The 24,485-nt window shown below is 61.3% G+C and carries 17 protein-coding genes, 1 tRNA gene and 1 pseudogene; 9 read left to right on the top strand and 10 right to left on the bottom strand.

Annotated features, from left to right (window positions below):
* Nucleotides 1–15 precede the first annotated feature (15 nt).
* Nucleotides 16–1,236, top strand: coding sequence for a DUF4268 domain-containing protein (locus CO731_RS23975; RefSeq protein ID WP_108609142.1), 1,221 nt, complete (start codon nt 16–18; stop codon nt 1,234–1,236).
* 13 nt (nt 1,237–1,249) lie between these two features.
* Here the strand turns inward: CO731_RS23975 and CO731_RS23970 are convergent, their stop codons facing one another.
* Nucleotides 1,250–2,257 carry a WYL domain-containing protein gene (locus CO731_RS23970; RefSeq protein ID WP_108609141.1) on the bottom strand — a complete coding sequence of 336 codons (1,008 nt, stop codon included), beginning with the start codon at nt 2,255–2,257 and terminating at the stop codon, nt 1,250–1,252.
* 87 nt (nt 2,258–2,344) lie between these two features.
* On the opposite strand from CO731_RS23970, the pseudogene CO731_RS29420 reads away from it, so the two are divergent.
* A pseudogene (locus tag CO731_RS29420) lies at nt 2,345–2,499 on the top strand (integrase core domain-containing protein); the annotation flags it as partial.
* 210 nt (nt 2,500–2,709) lie between these two features.
* On the opposite strand, the gene CO731_RS23960 reads toward CO731_RS29420, so the two are convergent.
* The 3 genes from CO731_RS23960 to CO731_RS23950 form a co-directional block, all read right to left on the bottom strand.
* The gene (locus tag CO731_RS23960) at nt 2,710–4,680 is read right to left on the bottom strand and encodes an Hsp70 family protein (RefSeq protein WP_108609140.1); all 1,971 of its coding nucleotides are present in this window, start codon (nt 4,678–4,680) and stop codon (nt 2,710–2,712) included.
* Nucleotides 4,677–5,801: a hypothetical protein gene (locus tag CO731_RS23955; RefSeq protein WP_159091696.1), complete on the bottom strand. Its 1,125-nt coding sequence runs from the start codon at nt 5,799–5,801 to the stop codon at nt 4,677–4,679. The genes CO731_RS23960 and CO731_RS23955 overlap by 4 nt, the downstream gene beginning before the upstream one ends.
* Before the next feature lie 74 nt (nt 5,802–5,875).
* On the bottom strand, nt 5,876–7,021 hold the full coding sequence (locus tag CO731_RS23950) for a C2H2-type zinc finger protein (RefSeq protein ID WP_159091695.1): 1,146 nt from the start codon (nt 7,019–7,021) through the stop codon (nt 5,876–5,878).
* A gap of 495 nt (nt 7,022–7,516) precedes the next feature.
* On the opposite strand from CO731_RS23950, the gene CO731_RS23945 reads away from it, so the two are divergent.
* Nucleotides 7,517–8,359, top strand: a complete 843-nt coding sequence (locus tag CO731_RS23945) for an NYN domain-containing protein (protein ID WP_108609137.1) — start codon at nt 7,517–7,519, stop codon at nt 8,357–8,359.
* A gap of 229 nt (nt 8,360–8,588) precedes the next feature.
* On the opposite strand, the gene CO731_RS23940 is transcribed toward CO731_RS23945, so the two are convergent.
* Entirely contained in the window at nt 8,589–9,197 is a 609-nt protein-coding gene (locus tag CO731_RS23940) for a hypothetical protein (RefSeq protein ID WP_108609136.1), read from the bottom strand.
* 12 nt (nt 9,198–9,209) lie between these two features.
* Nucleotides 9,210–9,833: a hypothetical protein gene (locus CO731_RS23935; RefSeq protein WP_159091694.1), complete on the bottom strand. Its 624-nt coding sequence runs from the start codon at nt 9,831–9,833 to the stop codon at nt 9,210–9,212.
* Nucleotides 9,834–9,984: 151 nt separating this feature from the next.
* Here CO731_RS23935 and CO731_RS28830 point away from each other — a divergent pair, with 151 nt between their 5' ends.
* A complete protein-coding gene (locus CO731_RS28830) occupies nt 9,985–10,140 on the top strand; it encodes a hypothetical protein (RefSeq protein WP_159091693.1) in 156 nt (51 codons plus the stop codon).
* Nucleotides 10,137–10,352, top strand: coding sequence for a hypothetical protein (locus tag CO731_RS23930; RefSeq protein WP_108609134.1), 216 nt, complete (start codon nt 10,137–10,139; stop codon nt 10,350–10,352). The genes CO731_RS28830 and CO731_RS23930 overlap by 4 nt, the downstream gene beginning before the upstream one ends.
* 657 nt (nt 10,353–11,009) lie before the next feature.
* Here the strand turns inward: CO731_RS23930 and CO731_RS23925 are convergent.
* A tRNA-His gene (locus CO731_RS23925) sits at nt 11,010–11,086 on the bottom strand.
* A 259-nt stretch (nt 11,087–11,345) separates the two neighbouring features.
* Complete coding sequence (locus tag CO731_RS23920) at nt 11,346–11,804, bottom strand: phasin (protein WP_108609133.1); 459 nt, start codon at nt 11,802–11,804, stop codon at nt 11,346–11,348.
* Nucleotides 11,805–12,046: 242 nt separating this feature from the next.
* Here CO731_RS23920 and CO731_RS23915 point away from each other — a divergent pair, with 242 nt between their 5' ends.
* The 3 genes from CO731_RS23915 (at nt 12,047) to CO731_RS23905 (ending at nt 18,643) form a co-directional block, all read left to right on the top strand.
* Nucleotides 12,047–15,550, top strand: a complete 3,504-nt coding sequence (locus CO731_RS23915) for a PAS domain S-box protein (protein WP_108609132.1) — start codon at nt 12,047–12,049, stop codon at nt 15,548–15,550.
* A gap of 249 nt (nt 15,551–15,799) precedes the next feature.
* On the top strand, nt 15,800–16,846 hold the full coding sequence (locus CO731_RS23910; RefSeq protein WP_108609131.1) for a Fe(3+) ABC transporter substrate-binding protein: 1,047 nt from the start codon (nt 15,800–15,802) through the stop codon (nt 16,844–16,846).
* A gap of 81 nt (nt 16,847–16,927) precedes the next feature.
* Nucleotides 16,928–18,643 carry an iron ABC transporter permease gene (locus tag CO731_RS23905; RefSeq protein ID WP_108609130.1) on the top strand — a complete coding sequence of 572 codons (1,716 nt, stop codon included), beginning with the start codon at nt 16,928–16,930 and terminating at the stop codon, nt 18,641–18,643.
* Between the two features lie 250 nt (nt 18,644–18,893).
* Here CO731_RS23905 and CO731_RS23900 read toward each other — a convergent pair whose 3' ends face one another.
* Nucleotides 18,894–20,852 (bottom strand): acetoacetate--CoA ligase, encoded by a 1,959-nt coding sequence (locus tag CO731_RS23900; protein WP_108679467.1) that lies wholly within the window; start codon nt 20,850–20,852, stop codon nt 18,894–18,896.
* Between the two features lie 182 nt (nt 20,853–21,034).
* Between CO731_RS23900 and CO731_RS23895 the strand changes: the two genes are divergently transcribed.
* Nucleotides 21,035–22,897 (top strand): AsmA family protein, encoded by a 1,863-nt coding sequence (locus CO731_RS23895; protein ID WP_108610027.1) that lies wholly within the window; start codon nt 21,035–21,037, stop codon nt 22,895–22,897.
* Here the strand turns inward: CO731_RS23895 and xseA are convergent.
* On the bottom strand, nt 22,894–24,459 hold the full coding sequence (xseA, locus tag CO731_RS23890) for an exodeoxyribonuclease VII large subunit (protein ID WP_108610026.1): 1,566 nt from the start codon (nt 24,457–24,459) through the stop codon (nt 22,894–22,896). The two genes, CO731_RS23895 and xseA, sit on opposite strands and share 4 nt — an antisense overlap.
* Nucleotides 24,460–24,485 lie beyond the last annotated feature (26 nt).

The raw sequence follows: 24,485 nt of genomic DNA, 5'->3' as shown, positions 1-24,485 counted from the left end.
CAACAGGGAGCCCAAATGTCCAACCAGCATGTTGCGCCTGTTTTTATCGCTTCGAATGGAGCAATCGAAGCGCTCACGCGCATTCCTCTTGTCTCGAACGTCGAAGGGATTGCGTATGACGAGGCCTATCTCGAAGACCTTCTGTTTCGCAATCCTGCGATGCTGCCGATCCGCGAAATCGACGCGGCCTATGCCAATCCGGTGCCCGTTTGCACCCAGCTCTCAACACGGGTTGGGCCGCTTGACGTGCTCTACGTCACCGAAGAAGGCAGATTGGTGGTCGTCGAGGCCAAGCTCTGGCGAAATCCTGAGCAGCGCCGCAAAGTGGTCGGGCAGATTATCGACTATGCGGCCGAGCTTTCGAAATGGAGTTACGACGATCTTGAGCGCGAGGTGGCGAAGCGCACCAAGGCGACAGGAAACGTACTCTTCTCGCTGGTCTCTGGAAAACACCCACACATTTTGGAGGCGGAGTTTGTCGACAACGTATCCCGTAGTCTTCGTGACGGAAGGTTTCTGCTGCTGATTTGCGGTGACGGTATCCGCGAAGAACTCTCCGGCATCGCTGAATTCCTTGATCGCAATACAACACTCGACCTGACTTTCGGCCTTTTGGAACTTGCGATCTTTGGTACCGCAAGCGGCGGCCGCCTCGTTCTGCCGAGAGTTCTTGCAAAGACTGTGACGATCAGACGTCAAGTTCTCCGGATCGAGGGCGGAAGCGCGACGGTGGTCGATGATCATGATGCCGCCGAAATAGCGGCTCGGGGAACGCTAGAATCGAGGGAGCCAACTGGCCAGCAACTCAAATATGTCCAGTTCTGGAGCGAACTGGCCGAAACCATGCATTTCGATGACGCCAGCCAACCGCCGATCACTGTGGCCCGCGCGCCGAATACGAGTTTGAGAATGCCATCGCCAAGAGCCTGGATTACGCTCTACTTCGCCCCAAGTTCCGGCGGAATGGGTATCTTCCTGACGTTCAACAGAGGCGAGCCCGGAGACACCTTCTACCGCCGTCTTGATCAGGAGCGTGTTGTTATTGGGGAAGAATTGCCTGCCGGGGTCGTGTGGAAATCGGATGGCGAGAAACACGTCATTGAATTGAGGCGTGAAATGAGCGATCTCATCGATCCCGCTCAACGCGCAGAGGCGATCGAGTGGTTTACCGAGAATGCCAACGCATTCGTGAATGCCTTCCGTCCACGTATTGCGCGCTATGTGGAAGAACTGTGAAGTTCAACGTATCCTAAGGCACTCCCGGAAAATCGTTCCGTTGAAAGCCTTCAACCATGCGCCTGAGCGCCTCGGGCTTCACCACTTCTACGTGGCTGCCCCAGGGATATAGTGCCCACGCCATTTCGAGGTGGCCGCTAGCCGAAAAGCGGACGGTGACTGAGCCATCTGTCTCTGGGATCATTTGTTGATCGGGATGGAACCGGAAGCTCAGGACACTCTCAGCCACCTTTGAGTTGAAGCGCCACTCGACTTCGCCATATTCCGTCTCGCTCTGAAAAGCACCGAATGACCGTTTGGCGTGCGCAGCGATATGGAATTCGGGTGGAACGTTTGACGGCTGCTCCAGGACGCGGACATTGGCCATGCGGTCGATGCGCCAAGTGGAAGGCCGGTCGCCAGAGGCCCCATGGAGCAGTGCGACGAGGTAGGCACGGTACCCGAATATGACACCGTAGGGATGGACTGTTCGGGAATGAACACCGTTCGATCCCTTGTAGTCGAACGAGACTTGTTTCATCGCCAACAGGGCCTCGGTCAACGGTCGCATTGTTGTCGGTTCGATTCTTGGGCTCGGGCCGGGACGGGCTACGACATGGCTGGCGCTCAAAAGTGCCTCATAGTCGATCTCGAGGCTTCGTCGCCTGGACATAGGCGCGAGCAGACGAATTTTGGTACGCAATTCCTTGAGGTTTTCGGCTTCGAGAACGGCGTTTGATGTCCTCAGCGTCTCGATGGCGCGGTCGAGCGCGGTCATCTCTTCCGGCTTCAACTGCAGGAGTGCACGCAGTTTGTCGCCTTCGAGGAAGACGCATTTTTCGCCCTGGTCATTGTAGTTCGTCGAGAGGCGGGCGCCAAAGACGCCTTCGAGAGCCTTGACCATCCGCTGCGTGTTGCGGCGCCTGGCTGAGTCCGTTGGGGCATTCGAGCGTCGGTCGATGTCCGCGTAGGGCATTCCGAGCCGGCGCGCCGCGATCTCCAGCGCAAGCTCAAGCAAATCCGCAGCCTTGTCATAGGCCATGGTCGGTTCCCCCGTAACCAAATCTGTCGCCCGGCATCATTATTCCTGTCCATAGGGAAGACAAGGAGACGCGCCATGCAGATCGGAGCCAAGGTCGTCATCGCTGGCGGCAACACTACAACACGGTGAGGCCGCACTCAGCCCTCGGCTATCGTCCACTCGCTCCAGCGGCGCCGGCTCCCCATCCCAGGCCTCCTTCGCCGGCTACGCCAACCGTAGCGCCGACACCGAGCATGCACTAACATTCAATCGGATCACCCATTGGGGGCCGCGACCAGGCCGGGGCCAAGCTCTCGATGCCTGCTTTTACTACGCCGCAGTGGCCTGGATTCCGACCGCCCTTGACAGTCGCCACGAGAATCCAAGTGTTGTTCTACGCAAATGCGCCGGATGCACTTCGTAAGGCACTGCAAGATTGACGCTCGAGCCGGCTGTCTCTCCAACGATGTGCCCTATTCGGAGAGGTGAATTGGCGGAGGGAGATTTCGGAGGATGTTGCGCGTGAGGAGCTCAGCCCGCGGTTCTGCCGGTAGCGATATTCCGCACCGCCTCCCGCGACAGGACTCGATAGGGCCAACTGCTTTGATCTCCGTCAACAATCGTCCGCATGAAGCGCACGGCTGATAGAAATCGCGTTCCTGATGCTGCCTTGCCGTGGCCTGTGTGCTGCGGACATCAAAGTAGCCCGTCTGATACTGGCCAATGATATCGCCCGGTACAAGCCTCCAGAAGTCATCGATACGATCATCGGCGCCGGGTGAAAACACGATGTTTGTGCGCTGAACAACGTTGACCGAACCCGCCGCGATCAGGGTGGGGCCAGAAGCTGGCCGTGTCGGCGTCTCTGGATTGGGCTTGTCAGCTTGCTTCGCCGGATCGCTTTCCTTGCGAGGAAGAGCAAGTGCGAAATCGAGATCGTGAAACTCAACCTCACGAACATCGCCTCTGGCCGTTGATCGAAGGCTCGCCTTGGCGACGTAGTCATGGTCGATGGTAAGGTCGCAGATGATACGTTCGATAAGAGGACGCGCCGTCGGATCGACCAGAACCATAAGGGTTTGCAGTGTCGTCCTCTTGTCCGAGGGACGTGGCGTCCCGGGATACTGCGGCTTTGCGAATTCAATGCTAGCGACCCCCTCTCTGGGATCCAAGCAATAGAGTCGGGAATTCGTCACCGCGTGAGTCGCGTTTTCGATCGGTAGCGCAGTCCCCTCGGCGACGAGAGTCTGATACGTTCCACGCCCCGTGCTATCCGCACTGAGTATCTCGATTGGTTTGGAGAGGCAGAGCCGCAGACCGTCCGCGGCGATCCACGCGGCCCCCTCGGAGATTATCCTGTCGCCGTTTGCAGGCGCCCGGTACCGCCCCGGGAATTTCTCCGCAAGGGCGTTGCGGATCGCTGGCATGTTTACCATTCCACCCGTGGCGAGGCAGAACTCAACGTCTCTTGTCTGTAGGCCAGACCTGTCGAGAATTTCGTCGATACGTCCGAGACCCTGCAGCACAAGATCCCGTGATATGGAATCCAGTTGTTCGCGGGTGATGTCTTCCAGGAGATCTGAAGATGGGCCATCTGCCTCCAAATAGCCGTCTATGATGAAGTCTGTGCGGTCCTTGTCTGGATCAGAGAGATCGATCTTGGCGTTCTCGCATTGATTCAGAAGCCGAGCTGCCATGCCGGGGCGTTCCAGCGCAACTACGTCGGGTAACTTACATGACTTCCCATGCTTCTCGCGGACAAGATTGCGCAGCCTCTCGTCGAAACGATCGCCGCCGACTTCGTTGTCGCCGAGACTATCGATTTGCTGAATCATGCCGCCTCGAATCCTACAAAGCGTGAGATCGAGGGTTCCGCCGCCCCAATCGAAGACCAGCATCGTGCGATCTTCGTAGCGTGCTATCTCGCGATCCACGTTCGCTTGCGATCGCAGGTGGGCGTAGAGTGCAGCTACCGGCTCATGGACGAACTGCACGACACCAATTCCAGCCTTCGCTGCCGCCATGCGCAAGGCCCTGCGCTGTGGTCCGCCGAAATTGACCGGCACCGTCATCACAGCTTTCGATACAATCTCTCCAGCGCGGCCGCCACGTGCCTTGGTGGCGTCTGAGACGAGATGCTTCAAGACCTCAGCTATCGCGTCGGACGGATCGATGATGAGGCCGTCAACGTGTATCGCACTATCTTGGCGCAGCGCCATTTTTGGTGACCTGACGAAACCCGGAGGAGCGCCTGCAGAGGTGATATCGAGGTAGCGGCGAGCTTGGCGTCCGACGACGATTTCGCTGCCGCGATACCAGAGTACCGACGGATGCGGCCTGTTGGTCTCTATTTCGACCAATGGTATCGGACGGCCCTGCTCGTCAATGAGCGTCACCAAACTGTTTGTTGTTCCGAAATCGATCCCGAAAATCTGTCCGCTCATTTGCCGATCCCCGTTATTGCGTCAATGGCGGAAGTGATCCGCCTCTCCGCGGCCTGAAGTCCTCGCAGGCTTCCTTCGTCGGCTCGTTTCATAGCGATCTGGACGGCCTCGCCAGCCTCCACAACGAGACCCTTCACCCGCTGCAGAGAAGTGTTGACGTCCGCCTGTCTTTGGGAGGACGAGTGGGCATGGTGCCGCCTGTCGCTTTCCGCCCTCGTTCGTTCTTCTTCGAGCTGTCGCTCCAGTTCGGCCTTTTCACCCTCCAAGCGACGGATCAACTCTGTGTCGCGAGCCGCCTTCTCACGTAGCCCGTCCAAAGCGCCTTTTAGGTCAAACCGTTCACGCCGCTCAACGTCGCGTTCGCGCTTTGCCGTGCGTACCTGGTCGTTAACGAGGTGGAGGGCAGCAATAGTTGCCTGAAGTTCAGCCTTGCTACCAGTAGACACCGCTCTGCGGACGCGCCCAGCCACGTCGCCTTCGGTTCCGACGAAGAGGCGGTGGACCTGCGCGGCAACACCCGTCACATCCGCGTTTCGGCGCTCAAGGAGCCAAGCAATTGCTAGTCGGAGATCATTCTCGGCGCGCTTCGCTTGTTGTCGATTTTCCCCAGCAAGCGCATCGGAAATCGCGGTGATGACATTGTCCAAAATCCGTGCGGGGGACTCGTGACTCAGGTCAACCTGCGCACCGACTAGCGTGTTGATCCGATTCCGGATGAACGGCCAGCCCCATGCGGAAACCGGGCCCCAACTCGACGCATGGGCGACAAGCTGCCAGAGCCGCGAGCCTTCTTTGTCGTTCTCGGCGATCGCCGCCTCTGCGGCCGTGATATCGCCCGGATCGAACCTGCGAATTTTCGCCTTCTTCAGCGCTTTGGCGAACGCCGCAACCTGAACGGCGTCCGGCCCAAAATACCCTTGCAATCTCGGCTCGACCGTCGTCTCGTCCGCATCCTTTTCGGCATGCTCGTCTGCAGGTTTCGCGTCGTCGGCAGCAGAATGACGTCTCCCACTGCTCGGTTCCTCAAGAACGGATTGGTTTGCCCCTGCGGGATCATTTGGGTCGCTGTTGGTGGGCCGGCCCACCTCTTGGCGAAAGGTGGCAGTCCTTTCAGTCGACAACTCAGTTTCACGCGCCGGGAGGGGGGTCTTAGGATCCCGGCCACCTTGACGGCTGGGGCCGATTTGATCTCGACTCATTCAATTTCCTGCCCATGTTCTGCGAGTGCATCTGCGGCCCACTCATCGAAGGGATAGATGTTTGCAATTTGCTGAAGTGGATAACGTGCAGCTTCCCGATTACCAAGTCGCAATGCGGTCACGGCCCAGTACGCGAACACCTTTCGCCGATCATCGATGGGGAGAATATCGCTAGCCGCAGATGACCGACATTCGTCCTCCAACAGATCGCTCCAGCGCTCAGCGGTCGCCAGTCGGCAGGCCAGAGCAATCACCCGACTCGTGCCGTGGTCGACCGGACACAGACGTCCATTCTGCGCCAAGCCTTGGAGACGCTTCATTGATGCCGTTTCCGTTGGCCCACGCAACATGGAGTACGCAATTCCAATATTTCCTGGAGAGTCATCACCGTCACCCGAGATATCGTTGCGCATTAGCCGCACGATCAGGCAGATCATCGATGCGAGTTTGCGGTCCACTTGCTCAAGTTTTTGAAGTGCCTCGCCGAAGCGTTCCGAATGCATTGCGTACCCGGAGAATAGACCGCTGTTGTTCAGTCGCTCCTTCAAGAGAAGGGCATGGACATACGCATAGAGGCCTGCGGCATATTCGCTCGCGACACCGGAGCAGCGTGGATCCTCAAGGAATATCCGAATCGTATCTGGTGTAAGCGTGGACTGAACAATGTGCTGGCGAAAAGCCTCTTCAACACTAGAAAGAGAACTCTGATCGGCGATACGAAATTCCAGACGATAGGCCGACACGGCAGGTGCCATTTTTTTGTCGGACCGATTCTCGATCCGGACCCTGATAAGAGAATCCACTGCCAAGTTCAGGACGGCGGGTAGTTCGCTCGTCAGTATCGGCTTCTCGGCAGCGCCGTCGATTGCAACGAACGCATTCGTGCAGTTGGTGACGGCGAACGCCCCCTGCGATACAATCTTGCGATCGACGCCGACCTCATATCCGTTCAACAGGAGGGCTGGCCGCTGCAATCGGTGTTCACTCGATGCGTGTCGCTGCATAGCGGGAAAATCTGAAAAAGAGGCATCGCAGAACGGGCAGATGAAATGGACAGGTGCCCGACCGCCCGGAGGCGGAACCTCTTCAGTGTTTGAGTAAATAGCCTCTTGGCTGTCCTCATAGATCCAAGTGATGCCCATCCCGCCGCCCATTCCCAAGACCCATAATTGAATTACATGCTTGCATCGTGGGAGCGCAAGTAAACAACGGACATCTCACTCATTGCCATCGAGGAGCCTGTCGACGTCTGCGGGAGATCCCGTATCGATCGCGGATACTGGGGTTTCGGACTTACGTCACAATCAAAACGGGGTGAACGTTATATGATCAAAACGGGGTGAACGTTATATGCCGAGCTTACGATGGCTATGTGAAACTACCAGCGCTCCTAAGGAGCTTTTCATCTTGGTCAGCGTTGGCACGCTCGGAGGAGCGTGCGGAATGCAGGCCACGATCGACAGAGCCTTGGCCGACGGGTTAGGGGCGCTGGAGGCGGCTTCAGATAGGAATCGGCTGGCCGAGAGACGGGAGCTCGGCCATCCTGCCGTCCGAGACTTAGTGAAACTGCTGTCCGCGATTTAGCGGAACGACTATCCTGCTTTTTTGCGAAATGCGCACCCAAGGTAAAGAAGAAGATGGATGCCTACCAGCCCGCAACCCCTGTCCCTGACCGGCGTATCGCCCTGCTGATTGACGCTGACAACGTCTCACATGGCAAGATTGGGTCGATCGTTGCCGAGCTGTCAAAATATGGCACCGCCAACATCCGGCGTGCATATGGCGACTGGGCAAGCGCCGAGCTGAAGGGTTGGAAAGGCAAGCTTCACGAATTTGCCATCCGGCCGATCCAGCAGTTCAGCTACTCCGCAGGCAAGAATGCCACCGATATAGCCTTGGTCATCGATGCGATGGAACTGTTGTACACGCAGAAGCTCGATGCCTTTTGCATTGCCTCGAGTGACGCTGATTTCACGCCGCTGGTTATGCAGCTCAAGGCAAATGGACATGACGTCTACGGCTTTGGTGAGCGTAAGACGCCTGACCCCTTCGTGAATGCGTGCACCACTTTTCTATACCTCGACGGGCTTGATGACGCATCCGCTCCTGTAAATGGCGCGGATGCGGCGCGAATATCCAAGCCAAAGGTGACAGCTGACGCCAAAGCTACCGTTAAGGCGAAAAGCAACGTTTCCGACGCAGTTTCCACAAAGCCCCTCTCGCAGGACACAAAGCTGGTCACAGTCTTACGCGGCGGCGTGGAGGCGGCAGCGCGAGAAGATGGCTGGGCCTTATTGTCGGCGGCAGGCAGTGCGGCAAAGCGGCAAGCCCCAATCGATCCGAGGAATTACGGAGTGAAGAACTTTCCTGCTTTGTTTGAAGCGATCGGCCTGTTTGAAATAATCAAGGTAGACGGTGGTCAAAGCTATATTGCTGACAGGCGTAATCGGGATCGTTCCGCGCGCCCGATGGAACACTGAAACCGTCAAGTTCATCAAATCATTCGAGGTGCAGCGCTAGGGTTAAAGGCCGCGCGCGTGGTGCCACCATGCCGAACATCTTGGGACGGCTTGGAAAGGTACCATCACGCGGGTTGGTCTTGATCTGTCGGCAAGGCTGGACCGCGATCTTGGACAAAGCCTATCGCCGCGGCTTCAGATAGACATCGGCCGGCCGCCTGCGCCAAACTTAGCGTAGGTCCGTCATAAGCTATGTCGTGAGGGCCCGCCGGATCACTGGATTCCATTTTTTCGGTGAAAACGCGGTCGACGGATGGATCATACGCACGGCCCGAATAGGCTGTTGACGGGGAATGTCGATCCACTCGCCCCTAAACGACCACGGGTCGCCGGCGCATTCTGAATAGTGGTTGCTGATGATCCATGGGAAAAGCCCGTAGCCGCAAATCACCAGAATGTCGGGTTGGTGTTTAAGAATTACCTTTTCAAACGGCTCCATCCCTGAACGAAATAGCTCGGCCGTTGGCCGATCAGAACGTGCGTCGTCTGCCAACACGACCGGAATGTAGTTGTAAAAGGCCATCGAGTTCCAAACGCTAAACTCGCCTCGCTTGCCCTCTCGTTCCAGTTCGCCACGACCTTTGCCCGAAACTGTCCATGCGACGTTGTCGAGCGTTCGCATCCAGCGCTCGCGTTTGCCCGAAGCATACATTCGCATGACGTCGTTGGTCATATCCGGGACAATGCTCCCAATCTCATGCTCGGATGCGTAGTGCGACTCTCCAATGACCAGCACACGTTTCCCGTCGAACATATTGTCAGGCGCATCATAGCTATCGCCGATCCAAGGCTGAAACATGCATTTCCCCACTTATCCGTTGATGATTTCGTATGAAGCCAGATCGTGCGTCCATCCGCTCAGCAGCGTCCCCAGAACGGCTCCGATGATAGCGTGTGGCAATGAGTCTGCCTGATATGCATGCACTGCCTCCTCGGACACGGTCAACAGCTCGACGCGATACTCGTTTCCCCAATCTCCGTCAGCCTCAGTAATTCTAAGCTTGAGATAGGACTGAAAAACTCGCCATTTTAATTCTAGGGCTCCACCAATATTTCTTGTGAAATCGGGAATGGGGTCCAGCACAGGACGTTTTATAAACTCGCCATTTTGGTCGAGGTAGCCAAATTGAGCGACGTCGGACGCGAGGTTGCCATCGTCGTCAAAATAGGTGGTTCCGACTTCCGGCGTCTCGCTGACCCAATCGTCGTAGGCGATGGGATCCAGCGCATAAATGCGTGGTTCCCGAGGATCGTGCGGCGGACCTTGTTCGACCACATCCAATTTCACTCGCTTGGCTGTTCGAACCCTGCGCGTGTCGAATGCACGGAAGAGGTCGACGTCGAAATCTCTGCTGCCGTAGTCACCTCCAAGCTGAGGCAAACGGTCTGCCAGCTCTGTAATCACAGATCGGAGAATTGGTCTTGAGTTTTCCATGAGTGCTTCCAGATGGTTGTGGCCAGGAGAACCCCTCGAACGCGCTCAATTCAGCCTCGGCTTGTTGTCACCGCCGACACGACCTCAGACCGCGACAATCGCCGACGCGCAGTTGGCGGGCTGTTCGTAATCGACTCGAGCGGAGTTCGTGTTGCGAATTCGCAGGCTGGTCGGCTACGTCGTCATGACCGCGCGGCTGAAAGACTGCCGGAACTGGCAGGACGAAGCCTTCCAGAGTGCAGACTACGAAAGAAAGTTCGTCGGCAGGCTATCGGCCTCTCGCATGCGCCCGCTGTTGTTTTCATGAGCGGCGACGGCTCGAAGTCCGACTGGTACCAGAAATCGATTGAGTCCACCTACACAGCATTCCAGCACAACAACGCGGGCGGCCCGCCGTACAAACTACTGGAAGTGCCCCGGCCCAAGGATTTTGTCGAGCCGAAGGGCAGCGGTGATGAGTTTTTTCGCTTCGCCATTGGCTATGCCTGTCGTTTCCTTTTGGCGAAGGTCCCGACATAGGGCTGCCGCGTCAGTTTGGTGAAGCCGAACAGTCTCGTCAGTGGGCGGCTCCCGGCACGGTGACTACGCGGACAGCGAGGACGCGTCCTGCTGAACCGGGATATGCGCGGGCAATCGACGCCGCCGCCGTGCCGCGCTCAAGATACGTTTCACGCATGGCGGATACGTGGCGGGTGCGGACAGCTGCCATCCGGTCGACGAGCCGTTCCAGGACGGGCGGCGTCTAACACCATCTATGGAAACTAAGCTTCTACGCGGGCAGCTGGGAGCATCGATTGTAACAGTGGCGCCGGGACGGCTGGATGCTACCTTGATAGGAAAATAACTGTTAGCGCGAGGGATTAGCGACCACAACCGCTCGAATCTCCGATGCACGGACTCTCCCGGGATGACCAGGAGGTCGATCACTTTTGCGCACTACGAACTTCCTCGCGTTGGTGTCTGAACAATCACGCTCCCATGTTTCTCGCGTTCGATTCTACGCTCCTCATGGATCATCAAGTCGTTCTATGTTGCGTCTATGTCGCACAGACTTGCGGGTAAATGGAGGAAATCATTGGAAAACAAGGGTTTTCGATTCGATCAGAGATGCAACATGAAATTGGCATCCAACGCCGGCGCCAGTTTTGTAAGGTATTGAATTTCTTTGATTAAAATTGGTACGGTTGGGTGGGCTCGAACCACCGACCTCCGGATCCACAATCCGGCGCTCTAACCAACTGAGCTACAACCGCGTGCCTTGCTCTGGCGCAGCGTCCTTACGGACAATTCCAACACATTTCAAGAGCTTTGCGAACCATCCACTGCGGCGATTTGTGCCCATAGCGCGAAGTCGCTGAATTCAGCGGGATATCGGCCCCGGAAAAAGAAAAAGGCCGGCGGGAGGAGGTGCCGGCCTTTTCCTTTGTGTGACCAGCGGGAGGAGGTGCTGGCCGCTTCGCCCGGCAGGCAGAGGGAGGAGGAACCGCCCGCCGGGTATCTTGTCGGACGCTGTTAAGCGGCCTTGAGGTCTTTCAGCGCCTTTTCGAAAGCGGTCTTGACCGGCTTCGAAACGTCTTCGGCGGCCTTCGAGGCAACGGCCTGGAAGTCCTTGGCCTGCTCGACGGTCTGCTCGACGCGGCTGCGCAGATAAGAGGTCTGCAGTTCGACGATTTCCGACAGCGACTTGGCGCCGGCGAGAGCTTCGAGATGCGAGAAACCGGCTTCGGCATTGGTGCGGAGTGCGGCAATCGCCTTGAGCGACAGCTCGTTGGTCACGCTGCGGGCGGTCTCATAGCTGGTCTCGATCGTCTTCTGCGCCTCTTCGGCGCCGGTCTTGAGCTTGGTGTAGGCTTCCTTGGACTGCTCGACGCCCTTTTCTGCGAAGACGCGGAATTGGTCGGTGGCCTTGGAAACGTCGAAGCTCGGCATTTCGATGGTGTCTGCGAATTCTGCGGTTTTGGTCTTGGACATTGTCTCACCCTGTGACTGGACGGGGTGTTGTCACCCGTCTCGTTTATTCGCATGTCTCATATAGGGCATTTTATGGTGCAATGCAATATCTATGTTGCAATGCACCATTTCTGACTTCTGCGGGGTTAACCACGTGGCGAGAATAATCTCGCTCTATGACACCTGTTTGCTAGACCTTGGCGATGACGGCTTTTATTAACAAAGCGTTAATTACGAGAATGCGTGCCTTGCGGGTTATGTGAATGCCGTCAGCAGCCTATTCCTTCATCGACGTCGCGGTGGTCGACCGTGTCAGGCAGCATTTTGCTGCTGGCGACGCTATCGTCGTGTTGACTGCCGACCTCGAGGACGTTGTTTGGGCCAATGGTCCGGGTGCTGCCGTGCTCGGTTATGACGACATCGATGCGGTGATCGGCGCGCCGGCGCGCCTGGGCCTGGCGGCGCGTCGGCAGATCGCCGCGACCTCGGGCTTTCCCGAAATCGGCAGCGACCGCGCCATCATGGTGCGGGTGGCATCGGGCATGACCAGCAGCGCCGTGGCCTTCATGGCCAGTTCGGTCCGGCTGCCTGATGGCGAAACCGCAATCATGCTTGCCGTTCCCGTAACCCAGGCGAGCGCGCGTGGCGTCAGGGACATTGCCGCCAACGCCATCCGTGGCTTCACCGAGCCGGGGCATTTTCTCGCCTTTGTCGATGGCCGAGGTGAAATAGAAGCGGCGACCGAGGGATTTGCCGACCTTGGCATCGCTACCTCGACCCTTGCCGGTCTGGTCTCTGCCGTCAGCCGCGAACGCGACCGCATCATCAAGCGGGCCATCCCCGCCGCCGGTGGCTACCTGCCTGCCGGACTGGCGCGGCTTGTCGACGATCCGGCGCGGCATCTGCTTGTCGTCGTCGATGAACGCATCGAAGCCTTCGAAGGCAGCCCCCCCGAGGAGGCTCCGGCCGGACCTGCGCTGGAGCCTGCCCGGGATGCCGATCCCCAGCGGACGCAGGCGACCGCCCCAGCGCAGCCACAAGTCTCTCCGCATTCAGACCACGATCATTGGTATTTCAGCCCGGAGGAACGCGAAAGCAGGGGCGGCGCCGCGGTCCGCGAGATGGCTGCCGCGCAGCATTCGCCCAAGCTGCCTGAGCCGGGATCTGTCGCCGAACTCGTGGAAAGGCCGGCTGTCGTGGCTGGCGAGGCCGCCGAGCCGCCGGCGAAACGCCCCGAGCCGGTGAAGGAACGATCGGCGGCACCGGTCCGCTTTGTCTGGCGCACCGATGCCGAGGGACGTTTCAGCGCGATTTCGCCTGAATTCGCCGCCGTGGTCGGCGAGCATGCAGCCGATGTCATCGGCCGGCGCTTCCAGGATGTCTCGAACACGTTCGAGCTCGATCCCTCCGGCGAGATCGCCGGACTGCTCCAGCGCCGCGACACCTGGTCGGGCCGTTCGGTGCTATGGCCGGTGGCCGGCTCGGAACAGCGTATCCCGGTCGATCTCGCCGCATTGCCGGTCTATGGGCGCGACCGCAGTTTCGAGGGTTTTCGAGGATTTGGCGTGGCGCGCCCGGCTGAGGCCGTGATCGACCACGAGCGCATCGGCCTGGCTCTGGTGCCCAACGGCACGCCACCGCCAGAAGCTACGCGTGAGGTTGCCACCGAGGAGCTGCCGGAACCTGCGTCTTCGGCCGCCGAACCGGGGGCCGTCGACCCTGCTGAGCAGGCGGAAGCCGGGACTGGACCATCGGGCGAACCCGCAGCCGAGGCAGCCGCTCCCGCCGACCCGTTCTCTGGGGAAGTACCGGCGCTGGAAATCGAGCCGACGCACGATCGCCGCTATTCGGACAAGGTGATCCGGCTTGCCGAGCATCGGCCGACCGCACCGGATGAGCCCGCCAACGGCAAGGGGCTTTCGTCCGTCGAGCGCAACGCCTTCCGCGAGATCGGCGAAAAGCTCAAGCGGGCGGGCGAGATTGTCGCCGCTCGGCAGCAGCCAGGATCGGGCGCACCAGAAGCGGACGTGGCGGCTGCCGAGAACAACGGCGAAGCGGCGTCGGCCGAAATTGCCGGCTATTCCGAAGCCGCCGCCGCCGAACTTGCCGAACAGGATGCCCCTGGTGCCACTCAGGTGGCGCCGGAAGATCAGCCGGCGGGCGAGGGTGCAGAGGTCGTGGCTCTGTCGTCCGTGCGAGCAAGCGAACCGGCAGCCGAACAGGCCGAACCTCCGCGCGACGAGCCCGCAAGGCCTCCGCTGCGCACCGAGGACGTCATCCCGTCGTTCTCGGGGGGACGCGACACGCCCGTCGATGCCCCGATCCTCGAGGAATTGCCGGTACCGGTGCTCATCCATGCCGGCGACGTGCTGCACTATGCCAATGCCGAGTTTCTCGACCTGACCGGCTACGGTTCGGTCGATGAACTGGCGCAGGCCGGCGGCCTCGACGCGCTGTTTGCCGAGAGCTACGGCGACGAACCGGGCTCAGACCATGAGCTGAAACTGAAGACCCGCGACGGCGAGGAGTTTCCGATCGAGGCGGTGCTGCGCTCGGTGCCCTGGCAGGACGGCAAGGCGCTGATGCTGGTGGTACGTCGCATCAGCGGCGATGACGACCTCGACGACGCCTCGGGCCAGATAGCCGAGCTTGAAGAGCGTCTCGCCGAGATGCGCACCATCATCGACACTGCCACCGACGGCGTCGTGCTCATCGACCGCGACGGCGCCATTCGCTCGATCAGCCGACCGGCCGAAGCTTTGTTCGGCTTCGACAGCGACGAGGTCACCGGCAAGCAGTTCCATTCGCTGTTTGCCATCGAGAGCCAGCGCGCCGCGCGCGACTATCTGGTCGGCCTGTCCGAGCATGGCGTGGCGAGCGTGCTCAACGATGGCCGCGAGGTCATCGGCCGCGAATCGCAGGGCCGCTTCATACCGCTGTTCATGACCATCGGCCGCCTGCCCAACGACAGCGGCTTTTGCGCCGTCGTCCGCGACATCACCCAATGGAAGCGTGCCGAGGAGGAACTGACCCAGGCGCGCGCTGTGGCCGAGCGGTCGTCGTCGCAGAAGACCGATTTCCTCGCCCGCATCAGCCACGAGATCCGCACGCCGCTCAATGCCATCATCGGCTTCTCCGAATTGATGGTCGACGAGAAGTTCGGCCCGGTCGCCAACGACCGCTACCGCGACTATCTCCGCGACATCAACCGCTCCGGCAATCATGTGCTCGATCTGGTCAACGACCTGCTCGACATCTCCAAGATCGAGGCCGGCCAGCAGGAGATGGATTACGAGGCGGTGTCGCTCAACGATACGCTCGCCGAGACGGTGGCCATGATGCAGCCTCAGGCCAATCGCGAGCGAGTCATCATCCGCTCCAGCTTTGCCTCGCGCCTGCCGGAAATCGTCGCCGACCGGCGCAGCATCCGTCAGATCGCGCTCAACATCCTGTCCAATGCCGTGCGCTACACCCAGGCTGGCGGCCAGGTCATCGTTTCCACCGCCTACGAAATCTCGGGCGACATCGTCATGCGGGTGCGCGACACCGGCATCGGCATGAGCCAGTCCGAGATCGAGCAGGCGCTGAAACCGTTCAAGCAGATCAATTCGCTGAAGCGCGGCAGGGGCGACGGAACCGGCCTCGGCCTGCCGCTGACCAAGGCGATGGTCGAGGCCAATCGCGCGCGTTTCACCATTGCTTCGACCCCGGGCGAAGGCACTCTGATAGAGGTCACCTTCCCCTCAACGAGGGTTCTCGCAGAGTAGTGGGCGCCCGCCGGGTGCGACATTTTGTGCACATCTGCGTGATCCTCGCTGGCTGTTGTTAGAATTTGTCGAACAAGCCATTGAATCCGGTGCAAAACAGTCCAGTTTAGAACAGTTCTAAACTATTGAATTTGTTGGCCTTTAAACTTGACCGCAAGTGTCACAATGGCCATAGGGAAGGGGGTCTCGCAAGCGAGGCTGCCATATGTTCCTCAAGGGACTTTGCCCCCTTTGGCCAGGAGAGAAAAAATGAAGTTTGGAAACGCCAGGTCGGCAATTGCCGGCGGCGCCCTCGCGATTGCGGCGCTCTTCACCACCTCGGCGCTCGCCGATGGCGTGGTCAACATCTACACCTATCGCCAGCCCGATCTGATCAAGCCGGTGCTCGATGCCTTCACCGCCGAGACCGGCATCAAGACCGAAGTGCTGTTCCTCGACAAGGGTCTTGAGGAGCGCATCCAGGCGGAAGGCCAGAATTCGCCTGCCGACGTCATCATGACCGTCGACATCGCCCGTCTCACCTCGGCCAAGGAAAAGGGCGTCACCCAGCCGCTGGTCGACGAGGAAATCAACAAGTTGCTGCCGGCCGAATATCGCGATCCGGAAGGCAACTGGTTCGGCGTCACCAAGCGCGCCCGCGTGATCTACGCCTCCAAGGAGCGCGTCAAGGACACGGCGATCACCTATGCCGAGCTCGCCGATCCCAAGTGGAAGGGCAAGATCTGCATGCGTTCGGGCCAGCACGACTACAATCTGGCCCTGTTCTCGGCAGCAATTGCCCATTGGGGCCCCGAGAAGACCGAAGAGTGGATGAAGGGCCTGAAGGCCAACCTCGCCAAGAAGCCCGACGGCGGCGACCGTCCGCAGGCTGGCGCCATCGCTGCCGGCGAGTGCGACATCGCCATCGGCAACACCTACTATGTCGGCCTGATGCGCAACAACGAGAAGGACCCGAAGGAAAAGGAATGGGGCAACGCCATCAACGTCCTCTTCCCGACTTTCGAGAACGGCCTGACCCACGTCAACATCTCGGGTGCGGCGCTCGCCAAGAACGCGCCCAACCGTGACAACGCCGTCAAGCTGATCCGCTTCCTGGCCAGCCACGAGGCCCAGCAGGTCTACGCCAAGAAGAACTACGAATATCCGGTCGAGCCCGGCCTCGAGCCGTCCGAGACCGTCAAGGCTTTCGGCGAGTTGAAGGCTGACACGCTGCCGCTGGTCGACATCGCCAAGGGCCGCAAGGCTGCCTCCGAGATGGTCGACCGCGTCGGCCTCGACGACGGCCCGAGCAGCTGATAGGCGGGTACATGAACTGAAGAAGAGCCGGGCCGGGCAATCGGTCCGGCTTTTCTGCATTGCCGGGGAGCGGCCTTGCCGATGACAAGCGGAGCAGGTCAGGGGATTTCGGCCGAGGCGATTGCCGCGGACGCCCGAGCTTTGCCCGTCAAGCGCTCGCGCCACCCGTTGCTCGGCACGCTGGCGCTCGCGATCGCCGTCGTCGTCGTCCTGCCGGTGTTTTCGCTTGTCTTCGTCGCCCTTTCCGGCACCGGCGAGGATTGGCCGCATCTGATCGAAAACGTGTTGCCGGGCGCCACGCGCACCACGCTTGCGCTGCTGGTCATGGTGGCAGCGCTGACATCGGTTGCCGGCGTCGCCTGCGCCTGGGCGGTCGTCGCTTATGATTTTCCGTTCCGCCGCATGCTGTCCTGGGCGCTGGTGCTGCCGCTTGCCGTGCCGCCCTATCTCGCAGCCTATGCATTCGGCGAGTTCTTCCACTATCAGGGGCCGGTGCAGAGCCTGGTCCGCGCCGTGTTCGGCTTCCAGACCATCCGCGACTACTGGTTTCCCGACATACGCTCGACCTGGGGCACGGCCTTCGTGCTTGCCTCTGTGCTCTATCCCTATGTCTATTTGACCACCCGCATTGTCTTCCTCATGCAGGGACGCAATATCGCCGATGTCGCGCGCACGCTCGGCGCCTCGCCGGCGCGGGTGTTCTGGCGCGTGCTGCTGCCAGTCGCGCGGCCGGCCATCGTCGCCGGCGTGGCGCTGGTGCTGATGGAGAGTATCAACGACATCGGTGCGGCCGAATATTTCGGCGTCCGCACGCTCACAGTCGCCGTCTACACCACCTGGCTCAACCGCGGCAGCCTCGAAGGCGGGGCGCAGATCGCCATCCTGATGCTGGTGCTGGTCGTGCTGCTTCTGGTCGCCGAGCAATGGGCGCGCCGCCGCCAACGCTTCCATGCCGGCCGCGGCACCCACCTCAAGGTCCACCCGCCGCGCCTTGCGCTCAAGGGCTGGACACGCTTTGCCATGCCCGCGGCCCTGCTTCTGCCCATCCTAAGCGGCTTCGGCGTGCCGATCACCATCTTCGGCCAGTATGCATCGCGCCGCCTTGAACAGTTCGCCTCGCCCGACGTCGCACGCGCCTTCGTCAACAGCCTGATGACTGCCTCGATCACCGCCGTCGTCACCGTCGGCATCGCGTTGTTCCTGCTCAACGCCCAGCGCCTGTCGAAGACACGCAGCATGGCGGCGATGGTGCGGCTCGCGTCGGTTGGCTACGCCCTGCCAGGCGGTATCCTCGGCCTCGGCCTGCTCTTCGTGCTTGCCCGCTTCGACAATTCGGTCGACGCCTTCGCCCGCGCCTATCTCGGGGTCTCCACCGGGCTGCTGCTCACCGGCTCGGCCGCCGCCGTCATCCTCGCCTGCACCATCCGCTTCGTCGCGCTTGCCGAGGGCGCTATCCGCTCCGGCATGGAAAAGCTGCCCGGCAGCCTCGACGAGGCCGCCCGCAGCCTCGGCAAGACGCCGGCGCAGAGTGCCACCAGCGTGCTCCTGCCGCTGCTCAAGCCGGCCATCCTGACAGCAGCGGTGCTGGTCTTTGTCGACACCGTCAAGGAACTGTCGGCGACCATCCTGCTGCGCCCCTTCGGTTTCAGCACCCTCGCCACCCATGTCTATGAGAACGCCTCGCGCGGCGTGCCGGAGGAGGGTGCCGTCGCAGCGATCGTCATCATCATCACCGCCATGGTGCCGGTGGTACTGCTTTCCGGCGCCCTGGTGCGCGACGCCGAGGCGTCGCTCTAGCTTCTCCAACAAACGCCAAAGAAAAAGGCGCCAGATTGGCGCCTTGAAAGGAGATGCTGTTTACAACGGGGACTTGAGCTAACGTGCCATCCTCGAAGACGAGGAAAGGGATTTCTCCCTTCAAGTTAGGCATGACTATCGGGGTCGAACCTTAACAGCTCCTTACCGAGATAATGATAAGTTTACGAAAGTGTACCACTCCTGAAGTCTAGGTAAATTTGGTGGTTACCCTTCGTTAAGCATGAGGCCCTCAGCTCCCGAGGACTTCGATGTCCTTGTAGAGCTCGAGCGCTTCGGGGTTTGCCAGGGCTTCCTGGTTCTTGACCGGTCGGCCATGGACGATGTCGCGGACGGCGAGTTCGGTGATCTTGCCCGACTTGGTGCGCGGGATGTCGGCGACGGCGACGATCTTCGCCGGCACGTGGCGCGGGCTGGCACCGGTGCGGATTTTGGTGCGGATGCGCTTTTCCAGCTCCGCGTCCAGCGAAACGCCCGGGGCGAGGCGGACGAACAGCACGACGCGCACGTCGTCCTGCCAGTCCTGGCCGATGCAGATCGCCTCGGCGATCTCCGGCATCTGCTCGACCTGGTTGTAGATCTCGGCGGTGCCGATGCGCACCCCGCCCGGATTGAGCGTCGCATCCGAGCGGCCATGGATGATCATGCCGCCATGGGCTGTCCATTCGGCGAAGTCGCCATGGCACCAGACATTGTCGAAGCGCTCGAAATAGGCGGCGTGGTATTTGGCGCCGTCGGCATCGTTCCAGAAGCCGATCGGCATCGCCGGGAATGCCCTGGCGCAGACCAGTTCGCCCTTTTCCTCGCGCACCGGCTGGCCGTCGTCGTCCCAGACCTCGACGGCAAGGCCGAGGCCCGCGCCCTGGATCTCGCCCGTCCACACCGGCTCGGTCGGCACGCCGAGCACGAAGCACGAGACGATGTCGGTGCCGCCGGAGATCGAGGCGAGGTGCACATCCTTCTTGATGCCGTCATAGACGAAGGCAAAGCACTCCGGCGACAAAGGCGAGCCGGTCGACGAGATGGTGCGCACGGTCGAAAGATCGTGGCTGTCGATCGGTCTCAGGCCGGCCTTGCGCACCGAATCGATGAATTTCGCCGAGGTGCCGAAATAGGTCATCTTCTCGGCCTGGGCGAAGTCGAACAAAACGTTGCCGTCGGGATGGAACGGCGAGCCGTCATAAAGCAGCAGCGTTGCCTCCGCGGCCAGCCCCGAGACCAGCCAGTTCCACATCATCCAGCCGCAGGTGGTGAAGTAGAACAGGCGGTCGCCGGCTTTCAGCCCCGCATGCAGGCGCAATTCCTTGACATGCTGGATCAGCGTGCCGCCGGCCGAATGGACGATGCATTTGGGAATGCCGGTCGTGCCCGAGGAAAACAGGATGTAGAGCGGGTGCGAAAACGGCAGCGGCTCAAACGTCACCGGCCTGGCCGGAAACGGCGCCAGGGCATCCTCCAGCGCCTCGGCCTTGGCGATGGACGAGGCCACGTCGCTGGCCGTGCCGAGATAGTCGACCACCAGCACCTTGCTCACGGTCGTCAGCTTTGCGGCCACCGCTGCGACCTTCTCGCCGACTTCGATGTGCTTGCCGGCATACCAGTAGCCGTCGGGCACGATGAAGACTTTCGGTTCGATCTGGCCGAAGCGGTCGAGCACGCCCTGTGCGCCGAAATCGGGCGAGCATGACGACCACACCGCCCCGATCGAGGCGGCTGCCAGCATCGCCGCCACCGTCTCGGGCATGTTCGGCATCATCGCAGCGATCCGGTCGCCTTTTGTGACGCCGAGCGAAACGAACAGCTGCTGCAGCTTCGACACCAGGGCCGCCAGCTCGTCCCAGGACAGCCGCCGCTCGACCTTGCCTTCACCGCGAAAGACGATCGCCTCGCCGGAGCCCGATCCGCGCAACAGGTTCTCGGCGAAGTTCAGCCTGGCATCGGGAAAGAAGGCAGCGCCCGGCATCTTGTCGCCGTCGACCAGCACGCGGCTGCCCTTGTCGCCGACGATGCCGCAGAAGTCCCAGACCAGGTTCCAGAAGCCCTCGCGCTCGTCCACCGACCAGGCGTGCAGTTCGGCATAGCTGGAGAATGCACGCCCCGCGCGGGCCGACGCCTCGGCCACGAACGCCGTCAACGGCGCTTCCGCGACCTGCTTGGCGGAAGGCACCCACAGCGGCGTTTCAACGGACATCGGCATCTCTCCCAGAACGGCATCTGGTTATGCATGTCGCACTGCAGCAGATCAAGGAGATGTCGAATAGCGCCATTGCGCTGTGCGCAAACGTCATCGCAAGGCCACAAAGACTTGAAATGCCGCGAGTCTCCGTTACACCCGTTGCCACAACCGCGCAGCACGGGCAGCACAAGGGCAACATGCCATCACCACTGTTCAGGCGCAGCATTTGGGCGATCGTCGGCATTGCCGTCCTGATCGCCGTGGCTGTTGCTGCCGTGCCGTTCGTCGCCTCTACCCAGATCGTCAAGGACCGCATCGCCTTTGAGATGAGCGCGTGGAGCGGCTTCCGCGTCTCGATCAACGGCACGCCCGACATCGAGATATGGCCGGTCTTCCGCGCCACGCTCACCGACGTGACACTCACAGATTGGGAAGATGAGCAGGGATCGCCGGTCATCGAGGCCGAACGGGTCGAGATCGAGCTGTCGGCATTTTCTGCCCTCAGCGGCAATGTCGACTTCTCCGATGCCCATTTCCTGCGGCCGACGGTGCGTCTGCGGCGCCTGGCGGATGGCGGCCTGGAGCTGCCCCAATCGCGCGGGGGCAGACTGACGCGGGCAATCGAGCTTGCACGCGCCACGGTTTCTGCCAGTCCCGCTGAACCGGACCTCAGCCAGATGCCCTCGGATGAATTCGGCTCTGTCGAATTTGTCGATGGCCGAGTCGTCGCCGTTTCGGACGAGGGCGAAGACGAGCTTTTGACCGACCTCACTGGCAAGGCCAGCCTGCCGGCGCTCAACAAGGCTGGAAGCCTTACCGCCACCGCTATCTGGCGTGGCGAGCAGGCTGCACTCGAACTGTCGTCACCCCGCCCGCTGGTGCTCTTTGCCGGCGGCACCGCGCCCATCGTCGCGTCACTGAAGTCAGCGCCGGTGGAGGCGTCCTTTGACGGCGCCGCCAGCCTGTCCGGCGATGTCCATGTCGACGGCCAGGTCAAGCTTGCCGCATCCTCGCTCAGGCGGGTGCTCGAATGGTCACGCTCCGGCGTTTTGCCCGCGAGCCCGGTCGGCTCGATCTCCGTAGCTTCCAGCATCACGGGCGATCTCGATCGTCTCAAGCTCGACAGCGCCAAGGTGACGATCGATGGCAATCCCGGCATGGGGATTCTCGATCTGTCGCTGAACGGACCCGTGCCAGCGATCTCCGGCACCCTTGCATTCGACTCGCTCGACTTGATGACCTTTGCCTCGGCCTTCGCGCCGATGGCGTCGTCCAATGCCGGGACGGCCGAGATCGATACCAGCTTCGCAGAGCGTATCAACCTCGATCTCAGGCTTTCAACCAGCAAGGCAACTGCCGGTTCGATTGCGCTGTCCGAGGTCGCCGCCACGGCGCAGGTCAAGGGCGGCCTGATGGCCTTCGACATCTCAGACGCCGAAGCCTTTGGCGGCAATGTCCAGGCCGGCATTCGCTTCGATCGCAAGCCAGGCGGCACCCAGGCAGAACTGCGTCTTCTGGCATCGGACATCGATGGCGGCGCGTTCGGTACCGCCGCCGGCATGAGCCGCATCGTGCCGATCGGGCGGGGCACCGTGTCAGTCATCCTCAAGGGGCCGGGCATCAGCTGGAACACCCTGTTGCAGAATGCCAACGGCTCGATTGCCGTCACATTCGGCGCCGGCGCCATCGTCGGCCTCGATCTGCAGGCATTCCTCAAGCGTTCGTCGGAACGCGGCTTCTTCTCGCTTGACGAAGTCTCTGGCGGCACGCTGCCGGTCGATGGCGTCGAGTTGAAGGCGACGGTTGCCAACGGTGTCGCCAGGATCGACAAGGCCGAGGCGCGCACCGCTTCCAACCGCATCTGGCTGACGGGAATCGTGCCTTACGTCGGCCGCGGCTTGGCCTTGTCCGGGGCGATCGAAGCCAAGGACGCCACGGCCACCACTCCGCCGGCAATCCCGCCTGCGGCTTTCTTCGTCGGCGGATCGTGGAGCGCGCCCTTCATTTCCCCGCTCGTCGCTCCAGTGCTTGCGACGCCGTCCGGACCGACCTCGGACTAAAACAGGCTGCCCTGGTTGCCGGGTTCCTTGACCTTGCTCACCGGCTTGGCCGGCGGTCGTGGCTTGGCATCGCCGCTGGTGGCGACGGCATTGGCCGTGCCGTCGGCAAACTCGATCGACAGCGCGGCCCCTGCCGAAATCTCGATTGCACGCTTCAGCACCGCACCGTCGGCATCGCGCACGAGCGCAAAACCGCGCGCCAGCACCGCCTTGTGCGAAAGCGTCGCCAGCAACCGGTCTGCCTGCGAGAGCTGCGTCCGCGCGCGTTCGAGCCTGCGGCCAACGGCCAATGCGCCACGCCGTTCCAGGCTGGTGACCTGCAGGCGGCAGGCCTCCTGCCGCCTGGCCAGCGGTTCGGGAGACAGCCGTGCCCTGGTACGGTCGAAGCGGATATGCCGCTCGCGCACCAGGGAGCGCAGGGCCGCGTTGGCCCGCAGCATGTCGCGGTCGAGGTGGCGGCGCGTCTCGGCGATGCGCCGCGACAGGGTCGCCGGCGACAGTCGCACAGCTGAAAGCCGCGCGCGCTTGCGTTCGGTGGTGACCGTCAGCGCCCTGCCAAGCCGGCTGGTGGCCTCGTCGAAGCGCCTGCGGGGCAGCGCCAGCAACTGGTCGGGCGTCGGCAGGGCGCGTGCCGCGGCGCGTACCGCCTGGCTGCGTCGGTCGATCATGCGCGAGACGGCGCCGCGCAGCCGCGCGCCAAGATTGGCGAGTGTCGCCTCGAGTTCGGCCTTCACCGGTACCGCGAGCTCGGCGGCACCTGTCGGGGTCGGTGCCCGCCTGTCGGCGGCAAGGTCGATCAGCGTCCAGTCGGTCTCGTGGCCGACGGCTGAAATGACGGGAATATGCGAGGCCGCCACCGCGCGGATCAGCGCCTCGTCGTTGAAGCCCCAGAGGTCTTCGAGGCTGCCGCCGCCACGCGCTACGATCAGAAGGTCAGGACGACGGAAGCTGCCTTCTTCGGGCAGTTCGTTGAATCCGTTGACAGCCGCCGCCACCTCGGCGCCTGACGTCTCGCCCTGCACGCGCACCGGCCAGACCAGCACATGCAGCGGAAAGCGATCCTTGATGCGGTGGATGATGTCGCGGATGACAGCGCCGGTCGGAGAAGTGACGACGCCGATGACCAGCGGCATGAACGGCAGCAGCTGCTTGCGGCTGTCGTCGAACAGTCCTTCGGCGGCAAGCCTGCGCTTGCGTTCCTCCAGCAGCGCCATCAGCGCGCCGGCGCCCGCAGGTTCGAGATTGTCGATGACGATCTGGTATTTTGACGAGCCGGGATAGGTGGTCAGTTTGCCGGTGGCGATGACCTCCATCCCTTCCTCGGGACGGAATTTCAGCCGGCTCATCGTGCCTTTCCACACCACCGCCTCGATGCGGGCGCGGTCGTCCTTCAGCGAGAAATAGGCATGGCCCGACGAATGCGGTCCGCGATAGCCGGAGATTTCGCCGCGCACGCGCACATTGCCGAAGGTGTCCTCGACCGTGCGCTTCAGCGCGCCGGAAATTTCGCTGACGGTATATTCCGCAGCGTTGGTTCGTGATTCGGTGGCAACTTCGCTCATGGCATGATTGAGGGCCGGCATGGCCC

Source organism: Aminobacter sp. MSH1 (genome assembly GCF_003071665.1).
GTDB classification, from domain to species: Bacteria; Pseudomonadota; Alphaproteobacteria; order Rhizobiales; family Rhizobiaceae; genus Aminobacter; species Aminobacter niigataensis.
Note: the sequence above shows the minus strand (reverse complement) of the source record. Positions and strands in the feature narration are given on the sequence as shown.

Excerpts from the sequence above, each read along its gene's own strand:
- CO731_RS23935 (WP_159091694.1), bottom strand. The coding sequence starts at position 9,833 with ATGGAAAACTCAAGACCAATTCTCCGATCTGTGATTACAGAGCTGGCA.
- CO731_RS23895 (WP_108610027.1), top strand. The coding sequence starts at position 21,035 with ATGCCATCACCACTGTTCAGGCGCAGCATTTGGGCGATCGTCGGCATT.
- CO731_RS23910 (WP_108609131.1), top strand. The coding sequence starts at position 15,800 with ATGAAGTTTGGAAACGCCAGGTCGGCAATTGCCGGCGGCGCCCTCGCG.
- CO731_RS23920 (WP_108609133.1), bottom strand. The coding sequence starts at position 11,804 with ATGTCCAAGACCAAAACCGCAGAATTCGCAGACACCATCGAAATGCCG.
- CO731_RS23975 (WP_108609142.1), top strand. The coding sequence starts at position 16 with ATGTCCAACCAGCATGTTGCGCCTGTTTTTATCGCTTCGAATGGAGCA.
- CO731_RS23915 (WP_108609132.1), top strand. The coding sequence starts at position 12,047 with ATGCCGTCAGCAGCCTATTCCTTCATCGACGTCGCGGTGGTCGACCGT.
- xseA (WP_108610026.1), bottom strand. The coding sequence starts at position 24,459 with ATGAGCGAAGTTGCCACCGAATCACGAACCAACGCTGCGGAATATACC.
- CO731_RS23960 (WP_108609140.1), bottom strand. The coding sequence starts at position 4,680 with ATGAGCGGACAGATTTTCGGGATCGATTTCGGAACAACAAACAGTTTG.
- CO731_RS23900 (WP_108679467.1), bottom strand. The coding sequence starts at position 20,852 with ATGTCCGTTGAAACGCCGCTGTGGGTGCCTTCCGCCAAGCAGGTCGCG.
- CO731_RS23945 (WP_108609137.1), top strand. The coding sequence starts at position 7,517 with ATGGATGCCTACCAGCCCGCAACCCCTGTCCCTGACCGGCGTATCGCC.
- CO731_RS23970 (WP_108609141.1), bottom strand. The coding sequence starts at position 2,257 with ATGGCCTATGACAAGGCTGCGGATTTGCTTGAGCTTGCGCTGGAGATC.
- CO731_RS23950 (WP_159091695.1), bottom strand. The coding sequence starts at position 7,021 with ATGGGCATCACTTGGATCTATGAGGACAGCCAAGAGGCTATTTACTCA.
- CO731_RS23930 (WP_108609134.1), top strand. The coding sequence starts at position 10,137 with ATGAGCGGCGACGGCTCGAAGTCCGACTGGTACCAGAAATCGATTGAG.
- CO731_RS23940 (WP_108609136.1), bottom strand. The coding sequence starts at position 9,197 with ATGTTTCAGCCTTGGATCGGCGATAGCTATGATGCGCCTGACAATATG.
- CO731_RS23905 (WP_108609130.1), top strand. The coding sequence starts at position 16,928 with ATGACAAGCGGAGCAGGTCAGGGGATTTCGGCCGAGGCGATTGCCGCG.